At 35.6% G+C, this 17,949-nt stretch carries 14 protein-coding genes; 7 read left to right on the top strand and 7 right to left on the bottom strand.

Annotated elements, in window-relative coordinates; genetic code table 11:
- Positions 1-36: 36 nt before the first annotated feature.
- The 4 genes from L3V41_RS14535 to L3V41_RS14520 are packed head-to-tail and all read right to left on the bottom strand — an operon-like array spanning position 37 to position 6,191.
- A complete protein-coding gene (locus L3V41_RS14535; RefSeq protein ID WP_237127997.1) occupies positions 37-891 on the bottom strand; it encodes a GIY-YIG nuclease family protein in 855 nt (284 codons plus the stop codon).
- A gap of 13 nt (positions 892-904) precedes the next feature.
- The gene (locus L3V41_RS14530) at positions 905-2,017 is read right to left on the bottom strand and encodes a phosphoadenosine phosphosulfate reductase family protein (RefSeq protein WP_237127996.1); all 1,113 of its coding nucleotides are present in this window, start codon (positions 2,015-2,017) and stop codon (positions 905-907) included.
- 9 nt (positions 2,018-2,026) lie between these two features.
- Positions 2,027-5,263, bottom strand: a complete 3,237-nt coding sequence (locus tag L3V41_RS14525; protein ID WP_237127995.1) for a hypothetical protein — start codon at positions 5,261-5,263, stop codon at positions 2,027-2,029.
- Positions 5,256-6,191 carry a DUF4007 family protein gene (locus L3V41_RS14520; protein ID WP_237127994.1) on the bottom strand — a complete coding sequence of 312 codons (936 nt, stop codon included), beginning with the start codon at positions 6,189-6,191 and terminating at the stop codon, positions 5,256-5,258. Before L3V41_RS14520 ends, L3V41_RS14525 begins: the two co-directional genes overlap by 8 nt.
- Before the next feature lie 319 nt (positions 6,192-6,510).
- On the opposite strand from L3V41_RS14520, the gene L3V41_RS14515 reads away from it, so the two are divergent.
- From L3V41_RS14515 to L3V41_RS14500, 4 genes are read left to right on the top strand one after another with little or no spacing between them, the layout of a single operon-like run.
- A complete protein-coding gene (locus L3V41_RS14515) occupies positions 6,511-8,586 on the top strand; it encodes a DEAD/DEAH box helicase family protein (protein ID WP_237127993.1) in 2,076 nt (691 codons plus the stop codon).
- Positions 8,583-8,792 (top strand): hypothetical protein, encoded by a 210-nt coding sequence (locus tag L3V41_RS14510; protein WP_237127992.1) that lies wholly within the window; start codon positions 8,583-8,585, stop codon positions 8,790-8,792. Before L3V41_RS14515 ends, L3V41_RS14510 begins: the two co-directional genes overlap by 4 nt.
- An 8-nt stretch (positions 8,793-8,800) precedes the next feature.
- The gene (locus L3V41_RS14505) at positions 8,801-10,927 is read left to right on the top strand and encodes an AAA family ATPase (protein ID WP_237127991.1); all 2,127 of its coding nucleotides are present in this window, start codon (positions 8,801-8,803) and stop codon (positions 10,925-10,927) included.
- A complete protein-coding gene (locus L3V41_RS14500) occupies positions 10,927-11,358 on the top strand; it encodes a hypothetical protein (RefSeq protein WP_237127990.1) in 432 nt (143 codons plus the stop codon). The genes L3V41_RS14505 and L3V41_RS14500 overlap by 1 nt, the downstream gene beginning before the upstream one ends.
- Here L3V41_RS14500 and L3V41_RS14495 read toward each other — a convergent pair.
- Entirely contained in the window at positions 11,348-13,375 is a 2,028-nt protein-coding gene (locus tag L3V41_RS14495) for a DNA phosphorothioation-associated putative methyltransferase (protein ID WP_237127989.1), read from the bottom strand. The genes L3V41_RS14500 and L3V41_RS14495 overlap by 11 nt on opposite strands.
- Entirely contained in the window at positions 13,372-14,037 is a 666-nt protein-coding gene (locus tag L3V41_RS14490) for a hypothetical protein (RefSeq protein WP_237127988.1), read from the bottom strand. Before L3V41_RS14490 ends, L3V41_RS14495 begins: the two co-directional genes overlap by 4 nt.
- Positions 14,038-14,149: 112 nt before the next feature.
- Between L3V41_RS14490 and L3V41_RS14485 the strand changes: the two genes are divergently transcribed.
- Positions 14,150-14,635 carry a hypothetical protein gene (locus L3V41_RS14485; protein ID WP_237127987.1) on the top strand — a complete coding sequence of 162 codons (486 nt, stop codon included), beginning with the start codon at positions 14,150-14,152 and terminating at the stop codon, positions 14,633-14,635.
- A gap of 370 nt (positions 14,636-15,005) precedes the next feature.
- Here L3V41_RS14485 and L3V41_RS14480 read toward each other — a convergent pair whose 3' ends face one another.
- The gene (locus L3V41_RS14480) at positions 15,006-15,866 is read right to left on the bottom strand and encodes a YicC/YloC family endoribonuclease (RefSeq protein ID WP_062567428.1); all 861 of its coding nucleotides are present in this window, start codon (positions 15,864-15,866) and stop codon (positions 15,006-15,008) included.
- A gap of 180 nt (positions 15,867-16,046) precedes the next feature.
- Here L3V41_RS14480 and rph point away from each other — a divergent pair, with 180 nt between their 5' ends.
- Both rph and pyrE read left to right on the top strand, forming a co-directional pair.
- Positions 16,047-16,760, top strand: coding sequence for a ribonuclease PH (gene rph / locus L3V41_RS14475; RefSeq protein ID WP_237127986.1), 714 nt, complete (start codon positions 16,047-16,049; stop codon positions 16,758-16,760).
- A gap of 22 nt (positions 16,761-16,782) precedes the next feature.
- Positions 16,783-17,427: an orotate phosphoribosyltransferase gene (gene pyrE / locus L3V41_RS14470; protein ID WP_054554229.1), complete on the top strand. Its 645-nt coding sequence runs from the start codon at positions 16,783-16,785 to the stop codon at positions 17,425-17,427.
- Positions 17,428-17,949 lie beyond the last annotated feature (522 nt).

Genomic DNA, 17,949 nt, shown 5'->3' with positions numbered 1-17,949 from the left:
AGTCCTTTTTTGCATAAGAAGCGCATATTGCACTTCTTATTTATCAATTTTCAAGTTAGTTAATTTATATTCAGATATCTGTATTGAACAAATGCTTTGTTCGTTATCCAATAAGCATGCTAAATCGCGGATCAACATTCTTTCTATGGAGACTCTATACTCAGATAAGGAATCTGGTAAAACATTATATTTATAATGAGTCCAATTATGAGTGCCTTTGTGATGCGCATTAAAGCGCTTGACCATATCCGTTGCTTCCCCAACATAGATAAGCTTATTTACCTCATCTAGAAGCATATAAATTACGTTATGAGCACCAATTTCAAATTTATAATTATCCCACACTCTCCAGTCTTGTTTATGGATACTAAGAGAGTCTTTATCTAACACCTCGGAACTAATTCGCTTTAAAGGAGCTGAATTCACAAGTCTCTGAAATAAATTTGGAAACTGAGGTTTTAGTGGGTAATGAGCATTAAAAAAAAACTTTTTGTTATCAATGTCAAACTCAATATCTAAAAACTCCCAAAAAGATATTTCTTTTTCAATATCTCTAGTGTTCAATTCTGAAAGCTCTGCTTCAATGCTTCTCATAAATGACATTAAAAAAGTGGTTCTTAGTTTTTCAACTAGAGCATCATTGAAATAAAGTCTATATTGGAAACCAGAGGAGTGTTTTACTTTCGAGACCTGACCTTGATAAGTATTTTTATCAAAAGTAATTTCAACGCATGCCTCTTGGTCATTTTTAGATCTCACGTTGCCGAATGCATCTTCAATACCCCAAAATTTAAATAACCACTTTGGGATGGGGGTTGAACCGTCTTTTAGTAAAGTTGCATCGACTTTCTTTCGCCACATTGGAAAATCGACTTGTGAGCGTTCCAGCATTATTTACGTCCTTTTATTTATAACAGGTTACACAAGCTCCACCACCTTCAACTTCGTCATATATCTCATCCATACGGTCTGTATCAGAAATCTTGACTTTAGCTCGCAGTAGGTTTGCTCGTCTATTCAGCTTTTTCTCTAATCGTTTAACTCTTAATTCATGATTCTCAATGATTTCAATCTTACGTTCTTCAGTTTCTAGAGTAGATAAAGGAGTACCTTTGCCTAGCCAGTAGAATGTGCCATCACCTTTGTCTTCTTCGGCTTTTTTTTCGTATGACTTCGCTTCTTCAAAGGCCTGAGGGTAGATTTCTTTTAGCCTTAGCCATTCGATCTTTTGTTGATAGAAGCAAAAGGTGCAACCACTTCTAGACCTCCAGCCATAATAGCCCGGTTTTCCTTGATCTTTTGCTTCTACAATTTTTAATAAAGTTTCGGGGGTTAAATTTGGTTGAATTTCTTGAGAGTGCTCAACTTGATTCATCGAACGTTTTTTCAAAAGTTGGTTCATTAAAGCCATCTTAACTTCTTCAGAAGGCTCTACAGGTTCACCCGTCATTGGGTCAACGAATAACTTACGATATTCGACAACTTCTTCTTCATTGCCTAATAGATCAGCTTTTCTTAATATTTCAAAAATATCATCTCTTTCTAAGCCATCTTCTCTGAACGGCATTTTAATGGTCAGATATTCTGATGTAACAGTATTAGTTAAAAAGCCTTCACGAGCTGGCTCATCAGCTCTAATCCCCACATAAGAAACTACTTTTGAGTAGCCTTCTTTTTCCATTTTCATCTGAATCCACTTTTCAAATGGAACTAATTTCATTTGAATTGTACACCAGCGGGCCTGAGGTGACGGCAAGTAGTTCTTATGCTGCCTCAAATGATAATCGAAGTCTTTTTTCTCCCGGTTAGAACTAAATACTTCTTCGTATGGGTCAACAATTTTGCCAACATAACCCTCTAAGCGGTTCACAAAGTCAATAACTTCGGGTAGCTCTTTACCTGTATCAGTGAAGTAATATTGAATGTCTAAATCAGGATAGTTATCTCGCATATACATAGCGAGAGCAGCACTATCTTTACCACCTGAAAGACCTAATACATGTAGCGTTTTTTCCATTGTACTTCCTTATACTTCCATCAAGTCATCTAACATTGTCATCAAAATCGCTTTTTTCTCTTTGATTTCAAGCTGATTTATTTTTTGGTCTATATCTTTAAGCTGTTGCTTAAAGTTTTTCTTAATATTTTTGTAATCAATATCACCAAAATTAGACAGGTATAGATCTTTCTTAAATCTTTCAATTATCTCAATCAATTCAGAATTTGCCTTAGCTAAGGCACTATCGTCCCAATTTCTCTCTGCCTTACCTGAGAGTAATGAAATTATTGACGAAACCCATTTATTTGAACTAGCAAACTCAGATAATCGCAATGCAAAAGTTTCAACTTTTGGGTGTGTTGTGAAAGCGGCAACTTTTTTACAGTTCTTAACTAAGTGCTGGTTAAAAGTTATGTATTCTTTAATTCGACTCTCAAACTTTAACAGCTCTTTTTCATGAGCTTTTTTGAGCTGTTCAATAATACTCTTAAAATCTTCAGATTTGATATCGGAAAGCTTTGTACTCTTTCCAAATATCGCTGGTAATTTATTGAACAAGTAATCATTTGGATCTGAAGCGACTCTCGTTTCGTCTTTAAACTTCAATAGTTTTTTATCCAATGAGCGCGTATTTCTTGTCCAAGGAGATAGCTCAGCATAAAAGGCCACTAAGGATTGTGCAATAATTAGCGGTGAACACTCCCTTTCTGCTAGTCCAATGGCTGAAGATATTTCATTTAAATAGCTAGTTGTAGAGTGATCTATTTTGACTATCTGAACACCTAGTAACTCAGGTTGCTGGAATAGCTTCATAGCGAACTCTTCGTCAGCTCCATCGATGAAAGTAGGTTTGCTTGTAACTCCGTTATAATCATAAAAAGCTAAATGATGAGTATTAGCTTGTAAAAATGCTAAAAGCCAAATTGGAATTACACCTTTCGCTATACCAAACGGCTCCTTTTGCCACAGTTCAAATATGTCAGATAGTCTAACGATTCCATTTTTATCGGTTATGTAATCTAAAGTTATTTCGAACAGTTCTAATAAACGATTTTGTTCATTAGAAGGCATAACGAACTTATATTGCCCTTTATGCTCTGGATCTGGTACATGCAGGCCAACGTTATTTATAGCAGAAAAGTATAACCCTTTTTCCGCTGGAAAAGTCTTATCTGGCATATCTAAAAAAGGTTCGCATGGTGCCTCAGACATAGCCCTAAGTAGTTTTTTAAGTGCAGCGTTTGCACTGCCGGATGGTTTATTTTTATTAATTAACTCATTAATAATTATTGGAGACTTATTAAAGACTTCATTTGCTACAAAAGATGCGATTGAAGATACTGGTTGCTTCTTCAACTCATTATTTAAGTATGACCAATTAGCATTAGCGAAAGCTCTATCTAACTCATGAGATAGCTGCTGCTTAAAAGAAATAATCCTAGAATCAAGCTCTTTCAATGCGATCTTATCGCGCACTACAGCCGCTTCTTCTTTCTTTGCTTTCTCTAGTGCGATTAATTCGATAGATAAATCTTTTAGTCTATTAATTGTCGATGATTTGCCAATAACCACACATTTATTCGTGGCTGTTTCTTTCACTAATTCGTTATAAGCCTTATCGCTTACTGCTAATACGAAATTTAAGAATACTTTACCGTGTCGTGGAGTTAATTCGATAGATGAAAGTAACTTATTATCAACATTGTTAACTAATAATTTGTTAGCCCACCTCATTGCTCCAGTTTTGTGATAATGCGAGGTTGCTAATACACCATCAGTTAAATCACATACTGTCGTCCAATCTATCCCAGATTCTAACTTTTCTTTTTGCTGCTTAATTAGCATATTGATGTCAATATCACTGCCTTCAAATATGAAGTAGCCGTTGTGTGCAGGACGGAATATTATTACTGTCCAAGATTCCAGCTCTTTTATCGCCTTAGTGACTACTGCTTTTTTAAAGCCTTTTTGTTCAAAATAGTTTTCTAAAAAGTCTTTGGTTGAATGAAAGTGTTGATTGAAGCCAAACAGAGTTAGCAAAGCAACAACTCTAGCTATTGAAGCATGTAACTCATTACCTTTCTTTACGGCTCTATCTACGGCATCACAGCTTTCTAACCACGCTTTACTATCTGATGAAGTAACAATTATATGATAGAGATTATGGTGCAAGTAATTCCAAAGGTTATCTAACGTGTATAGTGGATATTCTTTGTTTTCTGCTGCGTAAAATTCTGAAAGAAATTCTCTGAATCCATACTTTTCGTGTGATGCAAGAAATCCAAATAAACTACGCTCATTCTGTGAGAATCTACGCTTAGATATAGGGCCTAAGAGTAAACTAACTAAAGGATCTAGTGGCAGGGTTTTATATAAGTCTGAGGTGTTTCTAGTCTTGCTTTTGAACGAATCATTAACTATTTCAACTAAGTTCTTATTTTGCTTTGATAACTTTTCGTCTAGTCGTTTTGAAGACTTACTTATAGCATCTCCTAACAAAAATAACGACTCGTCTACTGAAGGGTTATAACCAAGATCTCTATATCTGCCTTGGACTTTTGCCCAGTCTTCTTGCAGCTTAGATTCTTTGTTTTTAGCGTATTCAGTAAACGACTGGTGTAAAAAACCAACAATGACTATATTGTTGTCAGATTGCTGTGCGATATCGGCTAGCAGTTGGAATATATATAGATCTTTATTATTACTTGCACAGAAATCGAGTGCTTTACCCATTTCGTCTAATAAAATTAATACACCATCTTCTTTTATTTTTTTAGAATTTAAATATTCTTCTATTAGGTCAAGGCATTCAACATCAGTAAAATTTCTAATATCGTCTTTTTTTATTTTTATCTTTAGTGAAGTTGCTAGGGTGTAAAGTATTGAATGTGCAGGAGATTCCATCGCACACACATGCTTAATCGTTTTCCAGCCATTATTAATCTTAAAACGGTTAGGAAATTCTGATTTCAGTCCTTCTGCACTATCTAGTGAGTCTTCTGCATAATCCCTTTCATCTTTAATAGTTGATAATAATAAAGATAAAAATAATGCCACTGTAGATTTACCAGAACCATACGGACCTGTAATCGTATAAGCACGTTGCTCACTACCCTCAAAGTCTCTACTGATAGTTTCAAGAACGTTTATAGCTGTGCCGTGAAGAATGAAATTATCAATAAATTGTTTACAATCTTCTAATTGACTATCGATTCGAGTAGAGCTTTTATATTTTTGTTTCACGTCTACTAACAAATTAGACATTGTTTGCTCCTTCGTAGTAACTGTCTAATACAACTTGCTCTTGATTGAGGTATTCGCTATCGACGGAAACTTGTCGAAGTCCTGAAGTGTCTAGCCATGAAATACTGCCATTTGAATAATCCTGTGCCGAATCTAATTTTTCACCTAGCCCTTGTTCAGAAAGTCTAAATATTCTTCCGGGAGATAAAGGGTCAAGCAGCAAGGACTTAAAATTAACTTTTGAAACTTTAGATATTCTCGATTCTTTCTGAATGAATTTAAGCAGAGCGTAAATGAATATTTCTATAGGCAAATCTGACTTACTGTTTAAGTCACTTAAATAATAATTTTTACCACTTTCCTGAATTAGCGAAAGCTCGGTTAAAGGAGAGTTAAATTGTTCTTCATCCCCAGTCTTAGTTATATGTTTTTTACTATAAGAGTTAAGGAATGTATCGATATCTTTTTGAATTGTAGAATCATTTAAAGATGAATCACCAGAAGTAAGCTTTACTAAATCGTTAGACATATGAGCCAACAAAACTTGTTTTTCAAAATATTCACCGTTAAAGATATTAAAAAAATACCTGTAAGATGTCATTTCGTCTTCATTAAAACATAGCCAAAAGTGTACTAGCCAAATTGAACCTAAATGCTCTAGATATGGATCTTTGCCTGTTGTTTCATTAAATAGATAATCACCATTTTCAGAAGTGTAATAATCAATATTTGATTGCTTTCTTTTACTCTCAAGCAGTCCAGCACACTCCGCCCAATAGCGAATCGCATTCACCATGTTTTTACCCACACCTAGCTGAATAATAGCTTGCTGAGTTTCATCTTCTTTACTTGTCTGTAATTTTCCACCTGAATTCAAATGGTTAACAGCTTTATATAGCCATCCATATCTAAGAGGGAACGTATCATGCCCCGTAAACTTCGCTCTCATATTCCTATTGTTACCTCATTCATAAAGCTTCTTCTGGAGAAAATCTCCAGAAGCTAATCTTATATGTAACGCAACGCAGAATAAAGAGTTAAAGGAATAAAAATGCTGTTGATATATACAGTTTATTTTTTGGACAGGTAAAAGCAACAAATAGTTAACATATCTCTATGATTATTATACAAAATGAATTTGATATACAAAGGTGATAAGTATAAAGTTGGATACTACACAATGAGTACCATTAAAATAATGAATTCATTTAGCAGGAGGCTTTAATGTTACTAACACAAGCAAAGTTTGTTCAAAGGAAAAGTAATTAATGACAACGAATGAACAAGTTTTGAATTCATTGCCACCAGTATATTTCCCCAATGAGATAAACATAGTTAAAAAACTTTTTTTGCCTGTTTCCAAGGTTTCAAATAACTTTAATTGCTTATCTGGTTATTTTTCTTCAAAAGCCATTTCTGAATTAGCAGAACCTCTTTCTGTTTTATTTAAAAACCCCTTAGCGAAGGGAAGGTTTGTTATTAGCCCTAACTTAAGTGACGAAGATAAAGAGGCTCTAATTAAAGCATATGAAAATGAAGAGTCGATATTTGATTTTTTAGTCGGTAAAGATGAAATAACACGAGAAGCTTTAGTTACGTCAACATTAGAAGCCATTGGCTACCTAATCAAAAAGAACAGATTAGATATACGTATAGCCTTAATGAAAGAAGGAATGATGCACGCTAAGATTTGGTTGTTTTCAACAACTGAAGGTGAAGTTGCGATACATGGTTCAGGTAATGCAACTAAATCAGGATTGATGACTAACTTTGAACAACTCGTTTTTAGTCGTGAATGGGAATCCAAAAGTAACAAAACAATTATTGACTCATATCAAGATAGATTTAATACATTTTGGGATGGTAGAAGAGACGATTCGTACACCTTGAAATTGAATGATAAAACGATTTCAAAAATATTGATGTCAACTAAGACTGACGTTTCAGAGGAAGAGTTTCCTAATTTATTAAATAAATTAACAAAGCATTTGGAAAATAAAACTGTGTCTCAAAGATTAACTATACCTGAGTGGCTCAATTTCAGAGATGGAGACTACAAGCATCAGGGCGAAGCAATAGATGCGTGGATAGAGCAAGGATACAAAGGTACTTTAGAAATCGCTACAGGTGGCGGAAAAACTCTCACCTCACTTGTATGCGCGTCAATTGCTTTTGAATCGGAAGAAGCAGGAATACTTGTTATTGCTGTGCCAAATAAACCTTTAATTAAGCAGTGGGCAGAAGATGTTAGAAATTTTTCGTTACGCCCTGTAGATACTGAAGGGATAGGAACTAAAGGAATAGTGAGAGTTATCAGAAGAACTATTAAAGAACATGAAATGATTCCTCAACATAGTGCAATTGTTCTTACACATGACGCACTAAAAACTGATGAAGTAAAAAGTGTACTTTCAAAATATAAAAATAAAATAATGCTAATTGGTGATGAAGCTCATAATTTAGGAAGTGCTAGTTTTGTTGATAACCCTCCGGGCTTTATTGAGTTGAGGCTGGCTCTTTCTGCAACTCCTGAGCGACAGTATGATCCAGAGGGAACGTTAAAGTTGTTTGACTATTTTGGTCCTGTCGTTTACGAGTTTTCACTTGAAGAGGCAATTGGTAATTGTTTAGTACCGTTTAAATACTCAGCTCATAAAGTATATTTAAATCAAGAAGAGTCGGACTTGTGGAAAGAGTATACAGAAAAAATTAATAGTTTGTTGTGGAGTGAAGATAAGGAAACCAAAAAATTAGTAGAGCAATTACAAATTCGGAGAAGAGCTATATCTGAAGGGGCAGAGAACAAAAATTCAGCCTTTAAAAGTGAGGTCTCTACGCTTAAAAGTCGAATTCATTCATTAGCTTTTTGTACTGATAAAAGCCCAGAACAATTAATATCTGTTAATGATATTTTGAGGGAAGAAGGTTTTTTGTTTCATCAAATTACAGGTGATGAAACTTCAAATAAAAATCTTATGCAAGATGTTATTAGTTCTTATAAACGTGGGGAGATAGAAATACTCACTTCAAAAAAAGTGCTAGATGAAGGCTTTAATATTCCTCCTATTAAGACCGCGTATTTTCTTGCAAGTAGTGGAACTGTGCGGACTTGGGTTCAAAGGCTTGGAAGAGTACTAAGGAAAAGTGATGACACAGGTAAGAAAATAGCCGAAATACATGACTTCATTGTATTTCCTCCAGAAAATACTAAAGAGTTTAAGTCACTAGTTTCAAATGAGCTAAAAAGAATGCAGTGGTTTATGTCGTTAGCAGTGAAAGATAGATCGCTAGATCAAGCTATTTCAATTTCTAACGAATTATTGGCTATCAAGGAGTTATTATGAGTTTGTCAAGAAAGTTGGTGGAAACTTTAGTCCAAGACGAAGTAAATAAAAATGCAGAAAATTATCAGGATTTAAATAAAGAAAAATTAATCGAGTTAGCTAATCAAGCTTTTTTGATTCAGGTAACACAATTTGATGCTTCATCGGTAAAAAAAAGCCTGCAAGATAAAATTGAACATTTCAATGCAATTATGTCAGATTCTTAGGAGTAGTAATGAAGTTAATTAGTGCAAAGTTCAAAAATGTACGGTTACTCAGGGACGTGACCATTAATTTTTCTACAGATGATCATAAGAAACTAACTGTTATCAGAGCAGAGAATGGGACAGGTAAAACTACTGCTATGAGTGGTTTAATATGGGGGTTGTATGGTTCACAGTTTATTTCTGAAAAATTATATCCTCTATCTCTTGCTGAAGAAGGGCAAGACGAAATTCCAATAGAAGTTCAAATTGAGTTTGAAACTGAGGAAGCTGTTTCTCGTCAAGGAAAAACAATTGTAAATGAGAAAGTCTATAGGTTAATCAGAAAGTGTAAAGAGTTCGTTTCTCAGGATCGAAAGACTTTTAAAAGAAGTAATGATGATGTTCGGCTGTATGAAAATACATCCGAAGGTTTTAAGCCAATTATTCAGTCAGATATCGATTCTATTATTGAAAGAGCGTTACCTGCTCATCTAAAAGATATTTACTTCACCGATGGAGATAAGGCTCTAACATTTATTGAAAGCACCGCAACAGGAAGTGAAAAGAGACTTCGTGTTCAAAAAGCTATAGAGTCTTTGTTGTCTATGAAAGATTTAGAGTCTCTAATATCTACATTAAAAAGCGTTAAACGAGGGTTACTTAGTAAAGTTGACAAAAGCGATTATAGTAAAAAGCTTTTAGATGTCGAAGACAAAATCCAAGGTAACGATGATTGGATTAAGTCAAATGAGGAAGAGTTAAAAGATTTTTTAGTAGAAAAGACTAAATGTGAAGAAGAGTTAGCCCGACTTAGGAAAGGCATTGAAGAACAGTTGAAACTCGGTAATAAAGCTGCATTAAGCAATGATATTAAGAAAGCACAGCAACAACAACGTTCATCTGAAGAACTTAAAAAAAATTCAATCAAATCGCTATGTACTTTACTAAATAATAAGAAGCTATCATCTAGTCTCATTCAAGATAAGATTCAACCCGCCATTGAATTACTAAAAGAAATGAAGGCTCGTGACAATTTTCCTAAGCAATTTATTCCTGTTTTAAATGACATCCTAAAGAGAGAACAGTGCCTTTGTGGTGCAGACTTAAGAGAGGAGTCAACGGAAGGAACAAAAAAAAGAGATTATATTCATGGAATCATAGAAGATTGCCGGGAGGTTGATTTACTTAATAACAGAGCATCTTCTTTGTACTTCGCATCTCAAGACTATTTGCCTGAGGGTTCTTGGAGTGAGAATTATGACTCATTAACGCAAAACTACTTTAATGCGGATAACGCTTATAGAAGTTCTACCGAAACGCTAATTCAAAAGCAAGCAATGATAGATGAGCTTAATGATGATTTACTAATTTCATTACGTGACCAAGAAAAAATTTATACTCAAAAATTACGTGAAGTTAATAATGAGATCACTATCAATCAAGATGAAATAACTAGAAGAAGGGAAAGCAATACCCTTCTAAAAAAGGATGCGGAATTATATTCAAGCAAACTAAATAAAAAGAACACTGCTGGTGGAAAGCATAGATTGGCAGTAGCTTTGAATACAATTTATGAAAATGTTTTTGAGCAAATAAAAACGACTGAGTTAGAAAAAGTTAGTATAGAAATGAATCGGATTTTCCTTTCTATGATAGGCGCTGATACAGGGATGAACCCTAAGGGGATGATAAGAAGAGCAGAGTTAAGCCAAGACTTTGATATCAAAGTATACGGCCCAAATGACCAACCATTAAATCCAGATACCGAACTAAATGGAGCTTCTAGGAGAGCCATATCGCTATCTTTTATATTAGCTCTAACAAAAGTTAGCAATGTAAAAGCAACTAATATAATAGATACTCCATTAGGAATGACATCAGGGTTAGTAAAGTCATCTCTTTTAGAGAACCTGATTAGTGAAGGGTCTCAGATTGTTATGTTCTTAACTTTTGACGAAATTAAAGGTGTTGAAGAATTACTTGATAAATACGCTGGTAAGTCCGTAACGCTTTCTTTCTCAGGACACTATCCTAAAATGTTAAGAAATAAGCCTAAAGTTCAAGGAGTTACAGCTATATGTGAATGTAGTCATAGAGAATTTTGTGACATTTGTGAAAGAACTGATCAAACTAATTTAATTGCAAGGAGGGCTTGATGGATAACATATTTGCTCAGTATCAAATTGAAATGCCTAAAGTATATCAAGAAAAAATTAAGACATATGTGTCTACAGGTGGTAACGCTGAGTCAAGAGAGAATACTCCATTTGATAGACAAGTAGACTTTTGGTATATGGCTTTATGCCTTGCTTTCAAAGAAGGTCTAACTCCTACAAAGGAAAAAGACACATACAATGCAATTACGGCTGAGATATTAAGTCGTAATTCTCACAGAGTTACACAAATGCAGATGATCGCACTAGCAACTACAAATGATCCTAATATTTTATTAGAACCTAAAAAGATGCTTGATGTATGCATTGGCTTAGCGAATGCGGGAATACCAATGTTATTGAATATATTGGCAGATACAGAGGCTACCCCTTTATGGAATATGTATTATGAGCTTGAAGATCTCACATCTTGAAAAACTTATAGCCTTGCGTCTTATATTTGATGCTCTCTAGAAAGTGAATGAAAGAAGATTGAGTTGTTGGTTCATTTTTTTGATGGTTGGATAACAACTCTAAAAGGCGCTTATTAAAAGCCTTTTGCTTTTTATAGTCTTCAAAAGAATTATCAATATATTCAATTTTATCCAACAATAAGGGGCGTTTTGCTTCATTGATATAGTCAAAGAAATCAACGTCCTGATCAGCCATTCTAATTTTTACTCTTTCTGTTAACTCCGGTAAAGGTGAGTCATCAAACCCTGTATAACCAAGCAATGTCAGCTTGCCTGATGTTATGTGTATTTTTATCAATTGGATGTCGTCAAGATCACCATATAACTGTAGCCCAGCGTGTGTATATACACGCAAGGTTGGGGACAATAAATCAAGAAACTTTTTATGGAATGTCAGAGCATGTGGGTATTCATTTTCATAATCCAATTTTGAAGATGGCAAATATTCATTGGCTAATAGGCATTCTTCAGTGATTTTCCCAACGTCTGCTATGGAGAACAAAAGCTCTTTCGCCTCATTCTGAGCAGTTGCATAATTATCAAAGAAAAATTTAATATCTCTCTTCAAGTCTTCAGGCTGTTGTGTATAAGGCTTTCTCTTTCCAAATAGCTCTAGAGCAAAATATAGGATTAAGTCCTCTTTACGCATTTTTGCAGACGCTTCAAATTCATTTACGTCATACCAATCACAAACAAGTTTGAAAGCTTTTTTGTTTGAACCAATAATTTCAGCTATTTCATTCGTTTTAGAAAACTCATCATTAGCCGGGCACCTACCGTAAGCCAAGCAAGTTAACCAAAAAGATTCTAATAGTTCAGAATTCTTAGTGAACAATAACCTTTTATTTTCTTCACTTGTTGGTATAGGAGCGGTTTTATGTTGCCACTGGTAATGCCTTTTGTTACGGTTTTGGAGGAAGTGCTGCTCTAATTCTTTGTCCTTAAATATATAGTAAATTCCGGGCGATATGGCTATCGCCTCAGTGTCTAATATACCTTCGATATACGCCTTTAATTCAGCTTGATTAAAATATTTTTGAAACGTATTTCTTGACGTAATAACACCATCTTTATAAGGGGTAAACTGAGCTAAGTATGATTCACTAGCCAGCATTGCTGATACAACAAGCATTTTGTTCGCTAGCTCCCAAGCCCGATGAACAGCTTCAATACGTTCGTCTTGGTCTTCAATTACGTTGATAACATAGCCGATATTAACGATATCACTTACCAGCTTATCGGCATCAGGTCTAAAATTTGGATCCCAACCGATAGCGTCTAATCCGTGAGCTTCAAGCTCTCTCAAGTCGTCACCGCGACCACAGCCGTAATCAAAAATAGAATAGTCACCATTGAGGAAACCATGTTTGGCTAGATTCTTCATAGGAGCTGACAGTTCGTGTCTTACTAGTGCTGTTTTATGACGAGCTATTTCTTTATCGTCTGATTCAACTTGGACTGCTGAGCTTCTAAATAGTCTTCCATCAACTAGTTCATAACCATTTCGTGCTATTAAACGATCCCAAGAATTTTTGAAGCCGATCATACGACTATTTTCATATAGCCCGGCAGTCTCACCTTCTTCAGTTATCATTTTGAAAGTTTCAAATGATTCATGATCTTCAGGGATCATAGTTTCTTTTCTATGAAGAATTGGGGGATTATCAGCTTCAGAGTAATCGGTAACACGATGCTTCAGTTTTGCTAGATCAATGTTGACGCTTTTAGTCAGGCATGGATATGAATCTTCGAAGAAATTAGGATAGTTTAAAAGTGAAATACGAAATTCATTTTTAAATACTTTGACTAGGTTCCACTCGTCATCGTCAATCTTCAATGCTTTCGCAATATTATTGATAACGTTTACCAATATAGGAGGAGTATCTTTAAATGCTTCTTTATGGAAATAAATAGCGTCAGGTAACTTCTTACCAACTTTAATTTGCTTGGCTAAATCAGCAAACTGCTCTGCATTCATGTTAGTAACTCCTTAGCAAGCGAAACGGCTTCATCACCATATGCTTTTTTACCCGGTATTCTTCTTCCATTTGCACTCTCATTCATTATTTGAAGGTGCTTTTGCATAGCGTTACTAACACTGACATGAATAGGTCGGGTTGAACCATAGTAATACAGCTTATCGAACTCTAATTTATTAACAATATAGTCTGTGATTACATTCATTTTGTTTTCAAAGCCAGAAACATAGAAGTCACATGCAATACCACCTCTATCGCAAATACAGATGTTATTTGCATTAAGTTCGTGGCTAGAGTGCTGATCGATTGATGGATATGTCCCTGTACGACTATTTTTTTGGATGTAGCTATTAAGCTCACTTGATACGAATCCATATGTGATCGTAATTTTTCCAAATCTATCATTGATTGGGATTAAAATTTCTTTGAGCAGCAATGCTAACGCTTTGATGGATGTAACTTCGGTAGGAGTATTATCTAATTCGATCTCATGTTTATTTTGATACCAGTTTATAACTTGGGCTGCTAGATCATGATTAGATACTAGAGTCTCGTCATCAACTTCATAAAGAAACTGATTCCCCTTTTTTATAAATGGCAAGTTACCTTTTTCTCTTTCATGCATTAAATGACAATCACTAAGAGAAAGTAACTTTTTCATTTCTTTGGATGTGAAATAAAGCGTAGTTTGCACTAGTAACATTAGTTCTTAAGAAAACCTAAATCCATACTAGAATAATGAGACACATCTTGGAATAAGGACGTATAACAAATTGGATAAAATTAGCGTCTTAAAGTCAGTTTTTTATAAGAAAATTGGTTGTTATTGGGAACATAAGCTGTTTTGGCATAATTTAGATTGTGAAGGTCAAACTATCTTTATCAATAATGAACTAGATGATGTTATTGAAGATGATTTTATCACTGACAGATATCACCTCTCCAACTTCTTAGATCTGCACAACCAGTGGGATAGTTTTAATGTTGCCATCGGCAATACGGATTTGTTATGTCTGGCAATGGAAGATGAACTTGCCCCCGACTTTACTAATGAATGGTTGACTCAGTCTTCTAACTTTAACATTGATGTTTTATCCTGCATGCTATCTAATCTCAATCTGCTATCTGAATTTAAAATCTACATGTTTAATCAATGCAAACAATATCATCAAGAATGCTGTGATTGCGGGTATCCATTAATCGTTCCCAACAATATACAGAATGAATTATTGAACCATATTCATTGGAAGCAAGAATGAATATGTGTTTTATCCCAATTTTCAATTATTAGATCCATGCTTTTTTAAAAATATGACTTTCTACCAATGTTTTTACTGAACTGAGTGGTAAATTTCAGTCATGTTTTTAAAAAATCATGGAGGTAATATCGACTTTTTTCGAGAATTAGAAAATCAATTCTAAACTTTTTGAATAAAGCTACTAGAATATGGATTAGCAAAGTGAAAAATGGCTGACTCGCCAAATGACTTGTATTTCGATTTTTGAAATTGAAGGGAACTGACGTTTAATAAAGGTTCTAGAAGATTTGGAGTTACCGTCATGGCCCTATTTGATAGTTACATGACGGTAAATGAAGATTTATAACCCTATGTAAAGGTTAATAATTTTCTATTCTATGTTTTGGATCTGTTCACGCATTTGCTCGATTAACACTTTTAGCTCTACCGCAGCGTTAGTGATGTCACTGTTGATAGATTTTGATGCTAACGTGTTTGCTTCACGGTTAAACTCTTGCATCATAAAATCTAAGCGTCGGCCACACGCGCCACCCTTAGTTAAGATTTTTTTGGTTTCTTTAACGTGAGATTTCAAGCGGTCGAGTTCTTCGGCTACATCTTGTTTTTGTGCTAGGTAAATTAGCTCTTGTTCAAGGCGAGACTCGTCGATGTCGGTTTTTAGCTCTTCTAGCTTTTGGTTTAATTTTTCGCGCTGCCATTTAGCGATTTCTGGTAAGTGGCTTTCCACAATGGCTACTTGTTCTAAAATTGCATCAAGGCGAGTAGCTATCATTTCTTGCAAGTTTGCGCCTTCATCGCCGCGAGCTTGTTTGAAATCTTCAATTACATCATCGAACCCCGCAATTAAATCTTTATTTACGCTATCCATGTCGAGCTCTTCGGCTTCCATAACGCCAGGCCAACGTAAAATATCAACAGGGTTGATGTCGCCATTGCTTTGTTGCTGCACCCATTGTGCGCTTTTTATTAGCTGCTCAGCGAGTGATTCATTAATACTAAGCTCACCAACATGGGCAGGATTTGCTGCAAATTTTAAGAAAACTTCAACTTTACCGCGTTGTAAGTGTTTGCGTAAACGCTCACGAATAACAGGCTCCATGCCACGGAATTGCTCAGGTGCGCGGATAAAAGTTTCAAGGTAACGTTGGTTTACTGAACGAATTTCCCAAGTGCCAGTGCCCCATTCGCCTTTAATTTCGCGGCGCGCATAAGCTGTCATGCTGTGGATCATGGATGATTTCCTAGTGTTATTTGTTTACAAAGTTGACTGATTATACCGCATCAGTTTTTAACCTCTAGCGTAAATTTTCTGAAATGTACTTTTCTGTTGCAGTTAATAGTGTAAATCAACATGGCATCTGTTCGTATATATACTTATAATGTGGCAAATTCTGAATTAAGGGGATCGTTAATGCGTCCAAGCGAAAGAACACCTAACCAAATTAGACCAGTTACATTTACACGCAATTACACTATGCATGCTGAAGGCTCAGTGTTAGTAGAGTTTGGAAATACTAAAGTTTTGTGTACAGCGACTGTTGAAGCTGGTGTACCGCGCTTTATGAAAGGCCAAGGTAAAGGTTGGGTTACGGCTGAGTACGGTATGTTACCTCGTTCAACACATACTCGTAATGGTCGTGAAGCGTCGCGCGGTAAGCAGGGCGGTCGTACTATGGAAATTCAACGTTTAATCGCACGTGCACTTCGTGCCGCGGTTGACTTAAAAGCGTTAGGCGAAAACACTATTACTATCGATTGTGATGTTATTCAAGCTGATGGCGGCACGCGTACTGCATCAATCAGTGGTGCATGTGTTGCTTTAGTTGATGCGCTTACTTACATGCGTAGTAAAGGTATGATTAATTCAAACCCACTTAAGTATATGATTGCGGCAATTTCAGTTGGTGTATATAAAGGTCAACCAATTAGTGACCTGGAGTACCTAGAAGATTCTGAAGCAGAAACAGACATGAACGTGATCTTGACCGAAACAGGCAAAATCATCGAAATTCAAGGTACAGCTGAAGGCGAGCCTTTCTCATTCGATGAACTAGATGAGTTACTTACACTAGCTAAGCACTCAATCCGTGAGATTATCGACATTCAAAAGCAAGCATTAGCATAATAAAGAAGTAGGTTGATTCGTTATGAAAGATTATCAAAAAGAGTTTATTGAATTTGCACTCGAAAAGCAGGTGCTTAAGTTTGGTGAGTTTACTTTAAAGTCTGGCCGCACTAGCCCTTACTTCTTTAACGCTGGTTTATTTAATACAGGTCGTGACCTAGCGCGTTTAGGTCGATTTTATGCGGCAGCACTTGAAGATGCAGGTATTGATTACGATGTATTATTTGGCCCTGCTTATAAAGGTATTCCGATTGCAACGACGACAGCCGTTGCGTTAGCTGATCATCACGACAAAGATGTACCTTACTGTTTTAACCGTAAAGAGAAAAAAGCACACGGTGAAGGCGGTACATTAGTAGGTTCTGAACTTAAAGGTAAGATCATGTTAGTTGATGACGTGATCACTGCGGGTACAGCTATTCGTGAGTCAATGGAAATCATTGCTGATAATGGTGCAGATTTAAGTGGTGTTTTAATTGCACTTGACCGCCAAGAGAAAGGTAAAGCTGAGTTATCTGCTATACAAGAAGTCGAGCGCGACTTTGGTACTAAAGTTATCTCTATTGTAAAACTAGCTGACTTAATTAGTTACCTAGAAGCGAAAGGCACAATGGATGAGCATTTAGCCGCAGTAAAAGCATACCGTGATCAATACGGCATTGCTTAACATCTAAAAACGCGAACTTTTTAAAAGCCTAGCAGTATTGCTGGGCTTTTTTGCTTTTATAGTTTTGTGCTTTTATAGCCTTAAATACGGCTGAAAAGTAACTGAAGCGTTAATAAAGTTTCGCTTTTGTGGTGTTTAGATTAAAAAGGATTCAAAAGGCAGTTTTTTTAAAGTTTTCTTGAAAAAGTGCTTGCGTTAATTCGCTGCATCCCTATAATGCGACCCCACTGAGACGGCAGACAGCAACGCTTAGCGAGGCAAGAGCAGCTCAGGGTGTCAAGTAAAACTGAATTTTGAAACATTGCTTGAAAAAGTAACTTTTCTCAAAATTAAGTGTTGACAAAAATAACGGCTTGCGTAGAATGCACAGCCCTTGAGACACGAAAGTGAATCAAAACGTTCTTTAACAATATAAAGCAATCATCTGTGTGGGCACTCGTACAGATTGAGTTCTAACAGCAGAGTCTAGTTCGCTAGATGACGCAAACAAATTTAGAGTCTCAATTTCTTATGAGTGACTAT

Source organism: Pseudoalteromonas sp. L21, assembly GCF_021728035.1.
Classification (GTDB): domain Bacteria; phylum Pseudomonadota; class Gammaproteobacteria; order Enterobacterales; family Alteromonadaceae; genus Pseudoalteromonas; species Pseudoalteromonas arabiensis.
This window is presented reverse-complemented; position numbering and strand designations above follow the sequence as displayed.

What these genes read in the sequence shown, in the direction of transcription:
- L3V41_RS14535 (WP_237127997.1), bottom strand. Translation starts at nt 891, where the DNA reads ATGCTGGAACGCTCACAAGTCGATTTTCCAATGTGGCGAAAGAAAGTC.
- L3V41_RS14530 (WP_237127996.1), bottom strand. Translation starts at nt 2,017, where the DNA reads ATGGAAAAAACGCTACATGTATTAGGTCTTTCAGGTGGTAAAGATAGT.
- L3V41_RS14525 (WP_237127995.1), bottom strand. Translation starts at nt 5,263, where the DNA reads ATGTCTAATTTGTTAGTAGACGTGAAACAAAAATATAAAAGCTCTACT.
- L3V41_RS14520 (WP_237127994.1), bottom strand. Translation starts at nt 6,191, where the DNA reads ATGAGAGCGAAGTTTACGGGGCATGATACGTTCCCTCTTAGATATGGA.
- L3V41_RS14515 (WP_237127993.1), top strand. Translation starts at nt 6,511, where the DNA reads ATGACAACGAATGAACAAGTTTTGAATTCATTGCCACCAGTATATTTC.
- L3V41_RS14510 (WP_237127992.1), top strand. Translation starts at nt 8,583, where the DNA reads ATGAGTTTGTCAAGAAAGTTGGTGGAAACTTTAGTCCAAGACGAAGTA.
- L3V41_RS14505 (WP_237127991.1), top strand. Translation starts at nt 8,801, where the DNA reads ATGAAGTTAATTAGTGCAAAGTTCAAAAATGTACGGTTACTCAGGGAC.
- L3V41_RS14500 (WP_237127990.1), top strand. Translation starts at nt 10,927, where the DNA reads ATGGATAACATATTTGCTCAGTATCAAATTGAAATGCCTAAAGTATAT.
- L3V41_RS14495 (WP_237127989.1), bottom strand. Translation starts at nt 13,375, where the DNA reads ATGAATGCAGAGCAGTTTGCTGATTTAGCCAAGCAAATTAAAGTTGGT.
- L3V41_RS14490 (WP_237127988.1), bottom strand. Translation starts at nt 14,037, where the DNA reads ATGAAAAAGTTACTTTCTCTTAGTGATTGTCATTTAATGCATGAAAGA.
- L3V41_RS14480 (WP_062567428.1), bottom strand. Translation starts at nt 15,866, where the DNA reads ATGATCCACAGCATGACAGCTTATGCGCGCCGCGAAATTAAAGGCGAA.
- rph (WP_237127986.1), top strand. Translation starts at nt 16,047, where the DNA reads ATGCGTCCAAGCGAAAGAACACCTAACCAAATTAGACCAGTTACATTT.
- pyrE (WP_054554229.1), top strand. Translation starts at nt 16,783, where the DNA reads ATGAAAGATTATCAAAAAGAGTTTATTGAATTTGCACTCGAAAAGCAG.